Annotated in this window: 16 protein-coding genes and 1 pseudogene; 1 reads left to right on the forward strand and 16 read right to left on the reverse strand. The window is 65.2% G+C overall.

All coding sequences use genetic code 11. The annotated features are described in order from the left end of the window. Positions 1–185: 185 nt before the first annotated feature. The 4 genes from BN3266_RS11550 to BN3266_RS13980 all read right to left on the reverse strand — a co-directional run bounded on the left by BN3266_RS11550 (position 186) and on the right by BN3266_RS13980 (position 3812). The gene (locus BN3266_RS11550; RefSeq protein ID WP_059005245.1) at positions 186–695 is read right to left on the reverse strand and encodes a hypothetical protein; all 510 of its coding nucleotides are present in this window, start codon (positions 693–695) and stop codon (positions 186–188) included. 105 nt (positions 696–800) lie between these two features. Then, positions 801–1547, reverse strand: coding sequence for a pyocin knob domain-containing protein (locus BN3266_RS11555; RefSeq protein ID WP_059005246.1), 747 nt, complete (start codon positions 1545–1547; stop codon positions 801–803). Between the two features lie 87 nt (positions 1548–1634). Continuing rightward, entirely contained in the window at positions 1635–2606 is a 972-nt protein-coding gene (xerA, locus tag BN3266_RS11560; RefSeq protein ID WP_075109749.1) for a site-specific tyrosine recombinase/integron integrase, read from the reverse strand. A 465-nt stretch (positions 2607–3071) separates the two neighbouring features. Then, positions 3072–3812, reverse strand: a complete 741-nt coding sequence (locus tag BN3266_RS13980; RefSeq protein ID WP_154669075.1) for a hypothetical protein — start codon at positions 3810–3812, stop codon at positions 3072–3074. A gap of 381 nt (positions 3813–4193) precedes the next feature. Here BN3266_RS13980 and BN3266_RS13985 point away from each other — a divergent pair, with 381 nt between their 5' ends. Further along, on the forward strand, positions 4194–4550 hold the full coding sequence (locus BN3266_RS13985) for a hypothetical protein (protein ID WP_154669076.1): 357 nt from the start codon (positions 4194–4196) through the stop codon (positions 4548–4550). 533 nt (positions 4551–5083) lie between these two features. Here BN3266_RS13985 and BN3266_RS11570 read toward each other — a convergent pair. From BN3266_RS11570 to BN3266_RS11630, 12 genes and pseudogenes are all read right to left on the reverse strand, one after another. Next, positions 5084–5884: a hypothetical protein gene (locus tag BN3266_RS11570; RefSeq protein ID WP_059005249.1), complete on the reverse strand. Its 801-nt coding sequence runs from the start codon at positions 5882–5884 to the stop codon at positions 5084–5086. A 17-nt stretch (positions 5885–5901) separates the two neighbouring features. After that, positions 5902–7734 (reverse strand): hypothetical protein, encoded by a 1833-nt coding sequence (locus tag BN3266_RS11575; protein WP_059005250.1) that lies wholly within the window; start codon positions 7732–7734, stop codon positions 5902–5904. After that, positions 7731–8114: a hypothetical protein gene (locus BN3266_RS11580; protein ID WP_059005251.1), complete on the reverse strand. Its 384-nt coding sequence runs from the start codon at positions 8112–8114 to the stop codon at positions 7731–7733. Before BN3266_RS11580 ends, BN3266_RS11575 begins: the two co-directional genes overlap by 4 nt. A gap of 1 nt (position 8115) precedes the next feature. Beyond that, positions 8116–9159 (reverse strand): FN3 associated domain-containing protein, encoded by a 1044-nt coding sequence (locus tag BN3266_RS11585; RefSeq protein ID WP_059005252.1) that lies wholly within the window; start codon positions 9157–9159, stop codon positions 8116–8118. Between the two features lie 17 nt (positions 9160–9176). After that, positions 9177–9839, reverse strand: a complete 663-nt coding sequence (locus BN3266_RS14470; RefSeq protein WP_059005253.1) for a hypothetical protein — start codon at positions 9837–9839, stop codon at positions 9177–9179. A gap of 133 nt (positions 9840–9972) precedes the next feature. Next, complete coding sequence (locus tag BN3266_RS11595) at positions 9973–11508, reverse strand: portal protein (RefSeq protein ID WP_059005254.1); 1536 nt, start codon at positions 11506–11508, stop codon at positions 9973–9975. Beyond that, entirely contained in the window at positions 11505–11741 is a 237-nt protein-coding gene (locus tag BN3266_RS11600) for a hypothetical protein (protein ID WP_154669077.1), read from the reverse strand. Before BN3266_RS11600 ends, BN3266_RS11595 begins: the two co-directional genes overlap by 4 nt. A gap of 4 nt (positions 11742–11745) precedes the next feature. After that, positions 11746–13065, reverse strand: coding sequence for a phage terminase large subunit (locus BN3266_RS11605; RefSeq protein WP_059005256.1), 1320 nt, complete (start codon positions 13063–13065; stop codon positions 11746–11748). Positions 13066–13964: 899 nt separating this feature from the next. Further along, positions 13965–14369, reverse strand: a complete 405-nt coding sequence (locus BN3266_RS11610) for a KGG domain-containing protein (RefSeq protein ID WP_075109750.1) — start codon at positions 14367–14369, stop codon at positions 13965–13967. A 640-nt stretch (positions 14370–15009) separates the two neighbouring features. Continuing rightward, positions 15010–15444 carry a hypothetical protein gene (locus BN3266_RS11615; protein ID WP_059005258.1) on the reverse strand — a complete coding sequence of 145 codons (435 nt, stop codon included), beginning with the start codon at positions 15442–15444 and terminating at the stop codon, positions 15010–15012. Further along, positions 15441–15629, reverse strand: coding sequence for a hypothetical protein (locus tag BN3266_RS11620; RefSeq protein WP_154669078.1), 189 nt, complete (start codon positions 15627–15629; stop codon positions 15441–15443). The genes BN3266_RS11615 and BN3266_RS11620 overlap by 4 nt, the downstream gene beginning before the upstream one ends. A 772-nt stretch (positions 15630–16401) precedes the next feature. Beyond that, a pseudogene (locus tag BN3266_RS11630) lies at positions 16402–16963 on the reverse strand (hypothetical protein); the annotation flags it as partial.

Below are 16963 nucleotides of genomic sequence, written 5' to 3' on the forward strand. Positions count from 1 at the left end.
GGACCGCCCGCTTTGGCGGCGCCCCGTGCGGCAACACAGATTTCCCTGTGAGACGCCCCTGACCTTCCCCTCAGACGGCTCCGGCAGGGCGGCGGCCGCGAATATCGGCGCCATGCAAATGGGCCGCCTCTCCGTCCCTGGGTCTGCACACCGGAAACCCGTCCCCAAAATTCGGAATATCCCCCTTATTGCACAAATGAAAATGCGATCCGCAAGGTCACGGAGGCCGCATCCCCGATGATGCCCACACAGACGTTGCCGTCGGCTTCGACCAGCACGTTGGCGTACCCGCCGCCGGACACGGGTAGGAGCACATCCACATACGAACTCGGGCGGTACTCCTGCGGCAGGGTGCACATGACGGGATACCCTCCCTCGCTTGGCTTGGCGTAACCGGTGATGTAGTCGGCGGTGACGGTCACCATTCTGCCCGCGCGGGCCACCCGGATGTTTGCGCCTTTAAACTGTGCCGTGGCCACCAGCGAGGCGGTGCTGAATTGGGTGGCCGCCGCTGCACCCACATCCTCCGCCGTCGGCATCTGCGCCAACTTCCCGTCGCTGTCCAGGGTCGCCACCCCGCCGGCCGCCCCCTTCTCGCTCGCGGGGACAGCCGCCTCGGCCAGGGCCGCCACCTCCGCAAAGTTCTCATTCAGGGGCTCCACCCAGTTGGGCGCGCCCTTCACAAAGGTGTACATTCTCCTCTTCCTCCTCTTCTCCACCCAGGCGCCGTCTCCCTCCTCCGAAAGAGGAAGAGGGGACGGCCGCCAACAGTCCTTTGACTTGACCGCCGACGCCTCCGCCTATTTCCAGCGGCCGATGGCTCTCCAACTCACTGTCAGTGCTCCGGCAACAGCGCCGCCAGAAAACACCCCGTAACCAAAAACCGCATTGGTTACCGCGCCCACATATGCTGTTGCCGAGGTGTACGTCCACGGCAGTTGAATGGTGACGACCGGCTTTTCCCCCGGTGCAAACAACTGCGGCAGAGAAACGGTCACCCCTCCGGAAGCCGGGGCATTCCAGTTGGACCTTCCCCAGCACTCCATCGTTCCGTCCGGGTGTTTCATCCAGCTGCCATTGGCGTTGCTGCCGCTCAAAACACCGTGGTATGTCCAATCGGGCCAATCGCCACTCGTCTGTTTGATGCGGGTGTACACATCGGCCTCGTTGTAGACCTGGACGGTCTGTTTGATATAGGTCCCGGTGCTGGTGACATCCGACACGATCACCTTCCCCGCCTTCGCCGCCGGTGCGTGGAGGAGGGTGGCGGCCACATTGTTGTTGGGAATCAGGTAGGTGCCGGGCGTGGTCAGGGCGTCGAGGTCCGTCCCCACCTCGAGGGCGGTCGTGGCGACCAGGGCCGCCGCTCCCACATCCTCCGCCGTCGGCATCTGTGCCAGCTTCCCATCGCTGTCCAGGGTCGCGACCCCGCCGGCCGCCCCCTTCTCGCTCGCGGGGACAGCTGCTCCGGCCAGGGCCGCCACCTCCGCAAAATTTTCGTTCAGGGGCTCCACCCAGTTGGGTGCGCCCTTCACAAAGGTGTACATTCTCCTCTTCCTCCTCTTCTCAGTCCAGACGCCGGCCCCCTCCTCCCCCGAAAGAGGAGGAGGGGACGCCCTTCGGCGCCCCCTCGGTCAGGCGGCCACGAACTTGTCGTACTGCCGCCGTATATGCTCCACGCTGATTTCGGCGTAGATCTGCGTGGTGTCCAGCTCCTCGTGGCCCAGAAGCCGCTGGAGGATGGACAGGTCCATCCCCTTGTCGTAGGCCGCGGTGGCAAAGGTGTGGCGCAGCAGATGGGGGTGGACCCGGTGGTTGAGCCCCGCCCGCTCGCCGATGCCCTGGATGATCCGCTCGATGGCCCGGTGTTTGATGGCGCCGTAGGGCCGCCTGCCACTGGCAAAGAGGGCGCTGCCCCCCCGCCGGTCCTTCAGGTACAGCTCGATCATCAGCCGGGCGCGCACCGAGAAGTAGACGGTGCGGCTCTTGTCCCCCTTGCCGTGGACGGTGACGCTGCGGTCCTGTAAGTTGAGGCTGTCCACCTCGATGGTGGCGGCTTCGTCGAGCCGGACGCCAGAGGAGACGAAGAACTCCAGCATCGCCTTCTCGCGGTAGGTGCGGCAGGCGTCGCGCATCCGCTCCACCTCCTCGCTGGTGAGGGGCTTGCGGGCGTGCTTTTTGTCCAGCTTCATCGACTTGATTTTGCTCATGGGGTTGCGTTTGACGATGCCCTCGTCCCGGCTCCAGCTAAAAAAGGAGCGCAGGGTGTTGATCTTGGTCTGCACACTGGAATCGGCGTTCCCCCGCTCGTCGTAGAGATAGGCGATGTATTCGCGGATGTCGTCGGTGCTGATTTTGGCGATGTGCTTTTTCACCTGCCCCTCAAAGATGGCCAGGTCGTAGGAATAGTTTTTGAGGGTCTTCTCCGACAGGCCGTCGATGCGCTTGGCGGTGAGGAATTGACGGATGCGGCGGCGCAGGTTGCTCCGCCCGCCCGCATCCTCCCTGCCCACTTGATAGGGGGCGAGCACCTCTGCCAAGCGGGATCCTTCCAGCCCGGGGAAGGCAGCCAAAAGCGCACCGGTGAGTTCTGATTTTGCGTCCACAGTAAAAACTCCTTTTTGCTTTTCAGTATAGCAAAAAGGAGCGCCTGCGCCGCACTAGTCGAATAAGGCGGAGGTAGGTCCATCTGAATGGATATATCCAACGCTCTTAAACGGGGCGACTTCTGCGGATTACAGCGTCGTCCGATACCGGAAAGAATTGAATTGTGTCTACATTGAAGGCTGGGCAAAAGCGTCGGTCGAAAGCCCTATTTTTGTTTTGCCCATTGGGTTTCGTCCAGATAGAAATTTGGAGTTTGCCGCTTCTCAATCCTGTGATTCGATGACACACTATACCGCCAGACTGGGGATAGGCGCAAACGGGGATGTGCTGTTTAGCAGAGTGGGACACAAGACATTTTTTGAAACGGGGGGCGCCTCAGTGACCTGCTCATTTTCGATTTGATGAATCATCTGGGTAACCATAGGTCAGTTGTTCTATGAAAAATTTTTATTATAGCCCGTATTCTACTTCCACCTTCCAATTGCCTGCCAGTGTATCTCAACGGTTCGCTCTATCGAGATAAAATTTGTAACACTGCCCCAAAAAGCACTCCTTGTCACACCGCCAAGCTTTACGGAAACAGCGCCCATCCCAGTGTCCAGCAGTGGGGTCAAAGATATATTTGGGGTGTCCCCGATAAACATCACCGGAAGGGGGATCGACGTTTCTTGTATGCCGACAGTACTGTTGGGCGGGACGGTCTGACTGGTGAGCTTTCCATAGGTGATCATTGTCCCATCGGGCCACTGTACCCAGGATCCATTGGCGTTGGTGCCGCTAGTAGGAAGATTGGAACGCCATCTTTTCCATGTATTTTGGTCATAGTAGTACTTTGGGCGACTGTATACGCCTCCGTCATCACAGATGTAGACTTGGCGCAGGTCTGACTTTTCTTCTTGAAAGCGTTCACAAAGAACAACCATTGTCCCCGGCGCCGGTACGGGGAGATTGTCGACGGATTGGGCAGCGGTATAGGTGGGGATGGCAATCGCAGAACCGGGTGTCGTCCATTCATCGGCGTTTGCATATCCTGGCGTTTGTGTTGTCGGGGCAATGATGTCGGTATACAAAAGCGGCCAAGCACCTACCTGTTTGGCCGTCACCCGATGCGGATTGTCCACAGAGGCGACGTGATTGGACACGTCTTCAAAATTTTGATTGAGGGGCCCCACCCAGTTGGGCTCTCCCTTTTTAAAAATATGCATTTCTCTCCCCCTCTTACTGTAAAGCCGAGGACAAATTTGTGTTGCCCTGATTTGGAGGGAACACAAATCTGTCGCTTCTGCCGAATGTCTGAGCAAACAGGTCGATAATTCCAAATAGTACCTGTTTTAGAGCCTCTTTCATTCTGAAAAAGCGGCTACGAGCAAGAGAGGGACAACCTCCTACCTCCGCCTTATTCGACTAAGTTGAATCAATCAAGGCTTTTAAGTCGCCAACCACACCGCATGTTAAGCCAATTGGGTGCTTGTTACTGATTCCCCAAAGGAAAAACAAAGTGCTTCCAAACGGCTTAAAACCAACATTTTTTTGCGAATGCCCCCGTTTTACAGATAGCAGGTACGCATTCGTCGAATAAGGCGGAGGTGGAAAGGCCAAATATCATTTCAGAAGGATTTCTAGCAGACGGCTTTTCCGCTTATTCCACCTACACAACGGGGTACACCAAAGACACATTGGGGTATGTCCATTTTTGGGCGGTGGTAAAAAACGACACCGGCAACTTTCACGGCCGGACTGTGCTTGGAGTTCTGCCGGTGGGATTTCGTCCACCAATGGAAACACACATTGCCGGCCTCATGTGGACAGTTGGCACCGAAACTGGTGCCGGCATTTCTGTGGCAGGAAACATCTTTCCAAACGGTGAAATTGTCTTATATGCGCCCTATGATTCTCAATATAATGTGGCGTCTTTACACATGGGTTTTTGCGGATTGAATTAGTCGGGTTGGTCTGTCATAAATCTGTCACGAAAGAACAGCAAAGGGCCGCACCTGCATCTAGATATGCGACCTCATTTGATGTTCGGTTGTAACAACCGTTGCCATTGGGGTATATTATCAGCCTTGCGTAGTTTACAATTTGTAGGCTTGGAGATGATACCGGCAGTAAGAAATTAACATCGTTTGGGGGACGGAAGCCTTCTGGTAAGCAAAAAACAGTATTTCCCATCGCTCCAGGAGAGGATACCCACCCTTGGAGTACGACCAGGTTATGAATGCGGCAATACTGAACAGGAAATTTAGAAGTTGCCCCATTTAGCAGCGGTAAATCATGCCAAACAGGCCCTTCTACGTCCGCCTTATTCGACAATTGCGCATCCACGTACGCCTTGGTCGGGGCCCCCAGCTGCTCGGCCGTCACCCCGTGGGGGTTGTCCCGCCCCGCGGCGTGGGCCGCCGCCTCCTCGAAATTCTGGTTCAAAGGCTCCACCCAGTTGGGCTCCCCCTTTACAAATCTGTGCATCTTCTCCTCCTCATCTCACCGTCAAAAACAAACTCTCGCCGCCGGTCTCCGGGCAGAAGGCGTACTGCCCCCCGCCCAGCCGGTGAACCTCCTTCATCCCGCCCCACCGGGGCAGGGTCGAGACCTGCAGCGTCCCGTCAAACCCCTGCTCGGTCTCCACCGGCTGGCTCACCAGGGGCCCGCCGCCGCAGGGCCCGTCGCCGATGCCCCCCACCCCGCAGGCCCCCTCCGTTTGGTAGAGGGCGCACTCGGCAACCCTGCCGTCGGCCTCCGCCACCCCTGTCAGGCTGGCGATCTTCTCGGTGGGCTGCCGCCCCTCCAGCGCCTGGATCAGCACCAGCAGCTTCCCCGCCGCGTCGCCCGAGAGGATCCCCTGCACCCCCTCCAGCCAGGCGCGCATCTCGGCGGCGGAGCGGGCCTTGCTCGCCTCGAGCCAGGCCAAAAAGTTCACCAGCTCCAACTGGGCCTCCTCCGAGCGCCCCGCCACCTCGGCGGCGTACCCCTCGTAGGCCTCGGCCGCCATGGCGGTGTGCCGGGCCAAAAAGGAGAGGAACTCCCCGTACTCCTTGTCGCTGCCGGTCTTCTCCCGCAGGTAGGTCAGCACGTCCGCCAGCGCCCCGTACTCGGTGCCGATGTTCTCCGCGCCCCCCGGCCCCACCAGATCGTCCACCACCCCGTTGAGGGCGGTCTTCAGCTCCACGGTGGAGTTGGAGTCAAACCACTCCTTGAGCTTCTGGGCGCTCATCTTGGGGGTGTCCGCCAGCGCGCTCACCGGCTTTGCAAACCCCGTTATCTTTCTGTCTTTGAGCACGAATGCCCTCCTCTCCTCTACTTGACCTTCCCCCCCACCCCGTAGGTGATGGAGATGGACACGAACCCGAAGGGCTCGTCCAACTGGGCGTTGCGCAGTTTCAACTGAAAGAGCTGGATCTTCCGCTCCTTCACCCCGGTGGCCAGCACGCTGGGCACCTGGATGGTGCGAAAGGAGAACCGCCCGAAGTCCATCCGCTCCCAGTCGAACAGGTCGATGTTCTCCTGGGCGACCAGCCGCTCCCCCTCCTCGTCCGAGCTGTAATACACCTCGATCCCGCTGCGCTGGTAGGGCAGCGGGGCCACGTGGACATCCCGCACCGTCTTGTAGCGCGTCCAGGTGCCGAAGTGCAGGTAGGGGGTCACCCAGTAGGCCTCGATGGGGGCCCCGTCGTCCCGGTAGGCCCCCTCCTCCTCCGGCCGGCAGAAGCGGCAGACCCGCCCGTCCGCCGTGCCGAAGTAGAGGCTCTCCCCCAGCGCGCACCAGCAGACGGCGGGGATGTTGTCCCAGTAGTACCACTCGTACTGGGCGCTCCCCCCGTCCCGGTAGACCTGGCGGCTGTCCGCCAGGTAGCAGTGGCCGTTCACCGCCAGGTAGTACCGCCCCTGAAAGACGCAGGCCGCGGCCTCTGCCAGCCCCGGCTCCCCCAGCAGCCGGTTGTCGATGCGGCGGGAGCAGTGCCGCAGCATCCGCTGCTGGGTCACGGCCGTCCCCGCCACCCCGTATACCCCGTCGGGGGAGAGGAAGAGGGGCGCGTCCTCCAGCACCTGAAAGCTGTCGCTGCTCACCGCCCCGGCCCCCGCCGCCCCCTGTTGCAGGGGGAAGAGGGGGCTCCCCTCCCCGTCCAGCTCAAAGGTGCGCAAAAACTGGGTGGCGTCCTGGTCGTTGTCCTCCTTGAGGATGATCTGGGTCTCGTACTGCCTGGCGTAGCCCATGATGGCGCTGGCGTCCCCGCCCACCTTGGTGTAGCCGGTGTCGGGGAAGTAGGTGGGGTCGTACAGCCCCGACTGCCAGTCCACGTTCTTCTCCGCCGCGTTCCCGGCCAGGAACACCCGGGTGTCGTTTTTCCCGCCGTAGATGCCGAAGAGCCGGCAGCCGTCGATCTTCTGCCGGTGGCCGGCCACCGTCTTGCGGTAGGTGATGACCACGTTGTCCACGTTCTGCACCGCCTTGGGGGGCGCTGTTTTAAAGGTCACCCGCCCCGCGGCCCGGTCCACCGTGAAGTCGGTCCCCTCGGCCTTGGCGGCCCCCGCCACCACCGCCGTCACCGCCGCCCCGTCCAGCCCGCCGGTGCTCAGTTGAAAGGCGGTGGCCGACCCGTCGGCCTGAAAGCTCTCCTTCCGGCCCGGGGTCAGCAGGTTCACCGCCTCAAAGGTCTTGCCGCCCCCCGCCGGGGGCGCGCCGATGCGCACCGTCGGCAGGTAGGCCACCTCGGCCACCGGGCGGACGGCCGCGCCGTCGTAGCGGCGGTAGGTCACCCCGTCCAGCAGGTAGAGGCAGTCCCCCATCACAAAGCTGCGGGAGCGCCCCGCCGCCATCCCGGTGCAGAGCTGGGTCAGCCCCCCGTCCGCCCCCACCCGGTAGAGGGCGGTGCCGATGTGGGCCAGCAGCTGTTCCCCGCCGCCCCCGGCCAGCCTGTGCAGCCCCCAGACCCGGCCGCTGCCCTGGGCCACCCGCTTGTAGCCGGTGCGCTTGACCGGGAAGAAGGCCTGGTCGGCGATCATGTTCAGCGCGTCGGGGGAGCGGCTGACATCCACCTGGGTGCTGTCGGAGGAAAAGTCCACCCCCCGAAACTGCTGGATCACCACCGGCGCGAGGGGGCGGCCGGCGGGCAGTTGATAACGGCTCATCGCCCGTCCCCCCCGTAGCAGTCGGCCACCGGCACGAAGTCCGCCGGGGAGAGGGCCGCCAGGGCCGCGTCGTACACGGCGTTAAAGTAGTTGGCCTTGCCCGGGTCGTCGTCCATCACCAGCATCCCCGCCAGCCCGTAGGGCAGGGCCCCCGCCAGCAGCTCCTCCCGGTAGGGCAGCTCCTCCCCCTCGGTCGTAATTCGAGGCAAGGCGGCCAGGGGCGGGTGTCCCCTGGCCCGCCGCAGGGCCTGTTCCGCCGGGTAGGCCCCGGCCAGCAGCAGGTTGACCAGGGGCACCAGCTTGTCCCGGTAGCCCTTGGCCCGGTCGCGGCTCTCGGCCATCAGCGCCAGGGCGGCGCCGTAGAGGTCGTCGGCGGTCATCTTAGGCCACCAGCTCGGCCAAGTCGCTGGGGAATTTGCCCTCGGCATAGGCCACCGCCTTGACGGTGGTGCCGGCGGCAATGGCCCCTAGGGCGGCGGCGTAGACCTGGGCGGTCTTGGAGTAGCGGGGGTCGGTGCCGTCGGTGGTGTAGAGGATCTTGCCCGCCCCCTCGCAGGTGATGGCGCCGGAAGACTTGGCGATGCTCACCGCCCCCAGCTTGGCGGCGCTGTCCACCGCCGCGTAGCAGGCCCCGGAGCGGGCGCCCAGCACAAAGGCGTCGTAGATGTTGCGCCCCTCCAGCAGGTGGCCGGAGATGCCCGGAGGGTCCAGGTGCAGGTGGGTGTCGTGGAGTTTGGCCGGCTCCAGCACGGCCGAGCGGTGCCACAGCTCAAAGTAGACCCCCTCGGGGAAGTAGCGGGAGGGCACCTTGATGACCGCGTTGCCGTCCAGCTCCCCCACCTCGCCCTTGGCCACCGACTTCTTGCCCAGCTCGCCGATGGCGATGAACTCGTCCGAGCCCTTGATCAGCCGGTAGACTTCTGGGGTCACAAAGAGGAAGCGCCCCTCGTCCGGGGCGATGTTCTCGTCCAAAAACTCCCCGGCGGCGGCCACCATGTCCACCACCGTGGCCTTGGTGGGCTTGGCGATGCCCGCCACCCTGCCGGCCTGCTGGGCCACCTGGGCAAAGACCCGCTTGTCCATGTTGGGGATGGCCTGCTCGTCCAGCTGCAGCCGCAGCATCCGCCCGGCGTTTTTCACCCCCATCTGCTCGGAGTTGTTCCCCTTGTCCACGGTGAGGGAGAAGCCCTCGTCCACCTCCAGGGTGAAGGTCTGCACCGTGTCCTGCATCTCCTGGGGCTCGCCGTAGCGGTTGGTGCCGGTGCGCCTGTAGGCGGCCATGGGCACGGTCTGGGGGGTCACCACCTCCAGGGTCTTGACGCCGGTGAACTTGTAGTCGCCGTTGGTGTGGGCCTTCACGTAGCTGCCGTGGGTGAAGGCGGTCGCGATCTTGTCCGAAAATTTGCTTGCCAGATTGATGGCCATAGTCCTCTCTCCTTCTCTCATTCAAAAAATCCCTGGAGGAAGGGGTCTGCCTCGTCCTGCCCCGCCTCCCCCGCCAGACTGCCGACGGCCGCCTGCCGGTTTCGCTCGTTTTGCTCCAGCGCGGCCAGCTTGGCCTTGAGCTGGGCGTTCTCGTGGCGGCGGTAGGCCTCCACCAGGGGCTCCCCCGCCGCCGCCCGCCGCCACACCTCGTCGGGGATGTCCGCCACCCCCACCTCGGGGTAGGCCTCGAAAAAGCGGCGGTACTCGGCCCGCCGCCCCTCCTCCGGCGAGGGGGCGGCCCCCGCCATCTGCTCTTTCAGGGCCCGCACGTACTCCCCCCGGCTCAGGCCGGAGCGGGCGGCAAAGGCGTCCAGCACCTCCCAGGCCGGGTCCCGGCGCAGCTCGTCCCGCTCCTGGCGGATGTGGTCGTAGTCCAGCCCCTTCTGGGCCAGGGACACCGCCTCGGAAAGGGGCACCTCCCGCGCCTGTCCCAGGTGGGTGAGGCGAACTATAAGTTCGTCTTCCTCCCCCTCCCCGGGCGCCTCTTCGACAGGGGTCCCCCCGTCCTCGGCCGCCTCCCAGACGGCCTCCCCCAGGGCCTGCTCCCCCTCCTCGGGGGCGGGGGGCTCCTCGCCCCCCTCGGCAAACCACTGCAAGGGCAGTCTCAGCAGTCTCTCCATCTCGTCTCTCCTCCTTCTGCCCGCCGCTGGTTTCTCGGCGGGGCGCAAAAGGGCGGCCGGCGGCGTTGGTTTCCCGCCGCCCGCCGCCCCCGCAGCCATCTCAAGCGGGGCCTCCCAGGCCCCGGACCGCCCCTCAAGGGGCCCCCCGCTCCCCGGCCTGCCCCTCCCGCCCCTGTTTGAGGGCGGCGATCAGCCCGGCCTTGTTGCGGATATAGCCGTCGGGGATGCTCTCCAAATAGGTCACCGGGTCGGTGATGATCCCCCGGGCAAAGAGGTTGTCCACCGTCTGCACCTGCATCAGCTCCGACCAGTAGGTCGAGGCCCCCACGTCCACGTTGAGCTGCAGGCACATCTCCCCCAGCAGGGAGAAGTCGAAGTCCAGCTCCCGCTTCTCCCCGCCGCCGTCCTGGTAGAGCACCCGGCGGGTGCCGTAGTGGGCCCGCATCATGTCCAAAAAGATGCGGACGGTGTCCTCCACAAACTGGTAAAAAGCCATCCGCTGCAATTCCAGCGGCACCGACGAGGCCTTCTGCACCGCGATGATGGCCGAGGTGTTGTCCGGCCGCACGTTGCCCAGGGCCGCGTCGGAAGCGCCCATCAGGTCCTTGGTGTAGCCGATCACCTTGTCGATGAGGGTCATCACCTGGGCCGGCATCTCCGCGGTGGCCGTCCTTGCCGTCACCGCGTCGGCCAGGTTGCCGTTGGCCGCCACCGCCACCCCCACCCGGTTGTCCCACCCGTTGGGGAAGGCCGCCCGGGAGTAGACGATTTTGGGGAAGGCCATCCGCTTGGCGTGCTCCATGCACATGGCCATCAGCTTGTTGATGAAGATCTGGTTGGGGATCAGCCCCGAAATGGCCGCCCGCCCGTGGCAGCAGTCCTTCACCGGCTGCCAGCTCATCCCCGCCAGGGGGTAGCGGGTGAGGCCGGTGTCAAAGGGGGGCTTCAGCACCGCCGTCTCGGTGCAGCGGGTGCAAAAGACCCGGGTCTCCCCGCCGGTGCGCACCTTCCAGAACTTGGTCAGCACCGTCACCCGCTCCTCGTCCTCGTCCTCCCGCCCCGGCCGCCCGTCCCCGTCGGGGACGATGGCCGCCGCCGTCTCCTCGTCCGGGGCCAGGCGGCGGGCGCTGTCGGGCAGCAGCCGGGAGACCACCGCCACCCAGGGCTGGGACTGGATGTCCCCCCGCTGGGTGTTGCCGAAATAGCAGTCGGTGTTCTCGATGACCTCGGTCTTGATCCTCCCCCGCGCCTCCTGGCCGGTGGCCTCCTCCGGGTCGAACCAGGCGTAGAGGAAACCGTCCCCGTCCACCGCCGCGTTGCGGACGATGAGCCGGTTCTTGGCCTTGGTGCCGTCCTGCTCCATGATCTTGGCAAACTGCTGGCTCACCACCTCCAGGGCGATCTGCTCCCCCTCGTCCGGCTTGCCGTCGAACAGGCTCACCTGGGCGGCCACGTCGTCCGAGACGATGGTGGCCAAAAAGTAGGAGAGCACCCGCCCCAGCACGTTGAAGACCGGCTTGTCCAGATCGGGGGCGTTCACCCCCTCCCACTGCTTGCCCAGGTAGAAGTTCTCATTTTGCCGCACCGTCTCGTACAGGCCGATGCGCTCCTTGTGCTCGATCCCCTTGCGGTACTCCCGAAAGAGCTCCGCCGGCTCGGTGGCGATCACTCCTCATCCCCCCTCTGCGCGCCCTGGGGGGCGCCGTCGTAGTCCCAGAGGTTCTGCCACTGCCGGTCCAGTTCCTCCCGGTCCGGCCCGGGCCGCCCCTCTCCCCTTCCTTCGTCCCCTCCCCGCCGCTGGCGCAGCCAGAGCAGGGTCACCCCCGCCGCGGCCGCCGCGCAGAGCAGCAGGGCGCACAGGCAGAGCAGCAGCAGGGCCGCCGCCATCAATCCTTCCGTCATCTCCTCAACCTCCGTAGTGTAAAAAGTCGCCCAGCTCCCCGCCGGGGGGGTCTCCCTCCCCCTCCCGCGGGGGCAGAGCGGGCGCCGGCCGCCCCGCCGCAAAGTAGCGCAGGGCGTCCGGCGCGTGGGTGATCTCGTGGGGCTGCCCGGCCGCGTCACTGGGCCGCCGCCCGTCAAACTGCAACTGGGGCAGGCAGCGGATCAGGTTGGGGCAGCAGCGAAAGACCGTCAGCGCCGCCCAGCGGGCCCCCGGCTCCCCCCGGGGGCGCAGCCACTCCCTGAGGTCCATCCACCCGCTCACCCGGCTGTTCTGCGCCCGGGTCAGGGGGATGCCCCCCTCCCCGAAGATCTCCGCCACGCTCTTGCCGGTGTCCTGGCGGCGGTTCCACATGTCCGGCGGGGCCAGCCAGCCCTCGATGGGCTCCCCCCCGGCGGCCTCTAAAATGGCCCGCGCCGCCTCGCTGACAATCAGCCCCGGCCGGTAGAGCTCCCGGTAGACCCAGGCCCGGCCCCCCTCGTCCAGGGCGATGAAGTAGCCCGCCAGCATGTCCAGCCCGTAGTCCATGGCGAAGTAGCGCCGCCAGTGCCCCGGGATGGGGAAGGGATCGCAGACGTGGATGTCCTCCCGCCACTCGGTGAAGTACTGCCCGGCGAAGACGTTCCAGTCCCCCTCCAGCCAGGCCCGGCGCAGGTCGTCCGGCAGGCTTTCCAGCATGGCCAGGTAGCCCGGGTCGCTGTCCATCAGGGCCCGGTTGTCGTACACCCGGGCGGGGATGAAGGCGTAGTCCTCCCCCCGCTCGGCCCCCCGGTAGTCCCGGTCGATGAACAGCCGCTTCACCCAGCCGTGGCCCACCCCGCCCGGGTTGCAGGTCAGGTACATCCGCTTGGGGAAGGGGTTGGCCCCGCGGATGCAGGCGGTGAGGGTGTGAAACTGGTACTCGGTGAACTGGGTGGCCTCGTCCAAAAAGATCACGTCGTACTCCTGCCCCTGGTACTGCAGCACGTCCCGCTCGCTGTCGCAGTAGCCGAACTTCAACCGGCTGCCGTTGGCAAAGGAAAAGGCCTTGTCCCCCTCTTTGTAGGCGGCAAGGCCCTTCAGCTCCCCCTGCAAGGGGAGGATGTGGTTCTCTTTGAGCTCCGGAAAGGTCCGCCGCAGCAGCAGCATCCGGATGCCGGGGTAGCGCACCCCCATTAAAGTCGCCTTTTTGCGCACCGCCCAGCTCTTTCCCCCGCCCCGAGCGCCGCCGTAGGCCACAAAGCGGCTGCGGGCGAGGAAGAACTCCCGCTGGCGGGGGTTGGGCGGTGCGATGAGCCGATCAGGCAATCCCGTTCCCTCCCCCTCTGTCTTGGAGCCGTTTGCAGCCCCCCTGTCCTCTGCCATTCTCCCGCGTTCCCCCGTTGGAGATGGAAAGGGTGCTTCCCCGTAGCCCCCGCCCGCCAAACCGACCCCTCTCCCGCTTTTCCCCGTCGGGGTCGGGAGCGCGCGCCGCAACGCCCCCCGCCCGCCAAATCACAAATTGACCGTCGTCGGGAAAAACGCCCACCAGCAGAGGCCGGGCGGGACTGATGTGCCCGCTGGGCAATACCCGCCCCTCCCGTCTCATGTCTCGGCAGTCTAAAAATCTCCTGCCATCTGCCCGCTTCCCGCTTTTCCCCTACTGGAATCGAAAGAGCGCTTCCCCACAGCCCCGCCTGCCAAATTGCAAATCAGCCGCAGGCGGGGAAGAACGCCCACCCGTAGGGGCCGGGCGGGACCGATGCGCCTGCTGGGCAATACCCGCCCTTCCCGCCTCATGTCTCGGCAGCCAAGGCCCCCTGCCATTTGCCCTTCTCCCACGTTTCCCCTATTGAGATTGAGAGAGCGCGTCGCAGCAGCCCCGCCTGTCAAACCACAAGCCAGTCGCAGGCGGGGAAGAACACCCACTCGCAGAGGTTGAGCGGGACCAATGTACCCGCTGGGCAATACCCGCCTCTCCCGCCTCATGTCTTGGCAGTCTAAGAACCCCCTGTCACCTGCCCGCTTCCCGCTTTTCCCCTATTGGGATTGAGAGAGCACTTCCCAGCAGCCCCACCTGCCAAATTGCAAATCAGCCTCGGGCAGGGAAAACACCCGCCAACAGAAGGTCGACCGGAACCGATGTACTTGACCCCGCCTGTCAAACCGCAAGCCAGCCGCAGTCGGAAAAACGCCCCCTCACGAAAGTCCGGCGAGAGCCGATGCGCCTACTGAGCAAACTCGTCCAGCTCCCCCGCCAGGGCCAGGGTGATGCGGCCCTCCAGAGCCCCCTCCACCTTCTGCCCGGGCTTCTCACCCAGGGTGTCGCGGATGGCATTGAAGGCCGGGGTGTCCCCCTTCATGGCCTTGCAGATGAGGGCCAGGGCGATGGCCTCCTGCGCGGTGACCGGGCCCAGCCCCTCGGCCAGCCGGGCGATCTCGTCCAGTCCGTCCAGCGCCACCGCCCGGGGCAGCAGGGCGGCGAACACCTGTCCGAAGGTGCGCTTTCGCCGCCGGGCCGCGCCCGAGGCCAGCCCCCCCTTGCGGGCGATTTCCCGGCGCTCCTCGGGGTCGCGGGCGGACAGGGGGATGAGGTTTTTCCGCCCGTCCACATCGCATCGCCTGCCTTTCATAAAAGGCGGGCCCCCGCCACCCGGCAGGGACCCGCCCGAAAAATATTCTTTGCCATTTACAGTGTAGCACGGGGAGAGGATAACATTCCATCACGTCCTGAAAAAGGGGCCGCACCGCCGAATCAGCACCCCCAAAAGACCGCCCGCATCCCGGAATGAGCCCCCTTTGCCGCCCCTTTCCCCGGACTGACAAACCACACCGTCCCCCCGCTCTCAGCGCTTCCCTTTCTGTCCGGCCCGCATCCATCCTCCAAAACCGGCAACATCGGCCGGCAGGAGCCCCACATCTGCCTCCCTCTGCCCGCACCCAACAGCCGTCTCATTCCCGCAAACGCTCCCGAAAGACCGCCCCTCCCCGGAATGCGCCCCTCCTTTGCCGCCCCTTTTCCCGGACTTCAAGATCCGCGCGCCCGGTCTACCGTCCCCGCGCCCCGCCAAAGACCCGCCAGCCGCACGAGAAGGGGGAAGTCGCCCCGCACCGTCATCCGGTGAGAAAGAGGAGCAAAGAAGCCCCGCAGAGGGCGCAAAACGCCCCGCTTCCAGCCGCTTCCCCGCAGCGGCGCCCATTCAACAGCGCCCAGATGTATCCGCACAGCGCTCCCCAAGGCGGGCCCGCCCTCTTTCCCCGCCTGCCGCCGGGTCAGTCAAAGCCCCTCTCCGCCCCCCGCGGCAGCGATCCCAGCCCCTTCTGGTGCAGCCGCCACACCTGCATGGTGCTGTACCCCATCTCCCCGGCGATCTCCTCCCAAGTCTTGGCCGCCAGATAGCGCTTTTCCAGCAGCAGGGCCAGGGTGTCGTCCTCCACCCCCGCCACCGCGGCCCGGATCTCCCCCCGGGCCGCCGCCATCTCGTCGATTTCCCGGGCGATCTCCCCCTCGATGTCGATGATCCTCTCCACCGCCTCCTCGATGCGGCTGCCCTCCCGCAGGGCGCGCGGCCCGTCGGTGAGGCGGGGCCCCATCCGGGTGGCCCGGCTGCGCCAGGCGGCCAGCTCCTCAAACCGCTCGTCTACCCGCTGTCCCAGCCGCTGGTAGCGGGAGAGCCACCGCACCTTGGCCCGATTCTCCTCGGTCATTCCTCGTCCTCCTCGATCTTGTATACCCGGTACCCCCGCTTCAGCCCCTCCCGGGGCCGGCAGATCTCCTGGTAGAGGGTCGCCCGGCTCACCCCCAGGTAGTCGGCCACCTCCCGCGCCGTCCCCACGCAGAGGGGCAGCTCCCACTCGTCGGCGGTGGTGGCCAGGTATAACCCGTAACTCACCCCCACAGCCGTCCCCTCTCGGCCCTGCCGCTCCGCTGTCTCTCCATCTTCTCTCCTCTCATCCTCTCACGCCTCCCCCTTCCGGGTGCCAAAGGTGCCACCCTGTGCCACCTCTCCTCGCACCCTGTTTTTGGCTTTCCTATCCCCTTTTTGACCCCCTGTGCAACTGTGCCACCTCTTTTTCTTCTCTATAGGGAGTATCTCTTTTCCCCCAGCCTTCCCAAAGTCAGTCCCGCCCCCTGCGCAAATTTTCCTCCCACCAAGAAGACCCCCTCCATTTCCTCGCACAACTCGCACGGTGGCACACCCTCCCCCCGGGTGCCAAAGGTGCCACCCCGTGCCACCTCTCCTCGCACCCCGTTTTTGGCTTTCCCATCCCCTTTTTGACCCCCTGTGCAACTGTGCCACCTCTTTTTCTCCCCCATAGGGAGTATCTCTTTTCCCCCCAGCCTTCCCAAAACCGACCCCGCCCCCTGCGCAAATTTTCCTCCCAGCAAGAGGACCCCCTCTATTTCCTCGCACAACTCGCACGGTGGCACACCCTCTCTCGCCCGGCCGGCGGCAGCCTGCCCCCAGCCCCTCCCCCTTCGGCGGCTCCACCTCTCCCCCAGGGCCCAGCCGCAGCCGCCCCGCCACAGGGGCCGCCCCGCCGCCCCCTTTGACAGCAACGCCCGCCCCTCTCCCCCAATGCCCCATATTCCCCCTCTTTTGGCAGCAAGTCCATCCTCTCTCCCCTGCCCAAAATCCGGCCGACACCCGCTCCGCTCGCCCTTTAACCCGCCTCCTCCGCTCTGTCGTCCTCCTCACCGGGCAGCCGCAGCGCCACGCAGTGGCAGGGGGCGTGGTTGATCCGCCGGGTCAGGGTGAACCCCTTTCCCGGCCGCACATCGATCCGCCCGGCCTGGCGGGCCCAGCTCAAAAAGGCGCGGGGGTCGTAGCCCGCCTCCCGGCAGATGCGGTCGAAGGCGCTGCGCACCACGTAGACCCGCCCCGACTCCAGGGCGCCCCAGACCTCGGTCTGTTCGCTCTCGCCGCAGAAGCGGTGGCGGTTTTGCACCGCGTACTCGCAGAGGTAGTCGTAGCAGCGGCCGTTCTGGTCCACGCTGGCGCGGCTGCGCAGGTGTTCCGCCACCTCCCGCCGCTCCAGGGCCCGCCCGTCGGCAAAGAGCCAGCGGGTCGCCAGCTCGTCGGCGGTCAGCAGCAGGGCCGCCGCCATGGCCTGCTTTTCGGTGGCGTCCCCCTCGCCCAAAGCCGCCCGGTGCCCCTCAAAGAGGGCCGCCGCCTCGGCCAGTCCGGCCCCGTCCAGCCGCTGCACGAACCGCCGCCCCGCGTGG

It is taken from the genome of Bittarella massiliensis (ex Durand et al. 2017) (genome assembly GCF_001486165.1).
In the GTDB taxonomy this organism is placed as follows: Bacteria; Bacillota; Clostridia; order Oscillospirales; family Ruminococcaceae; genus Bittarella; species Bittarella massiliensis.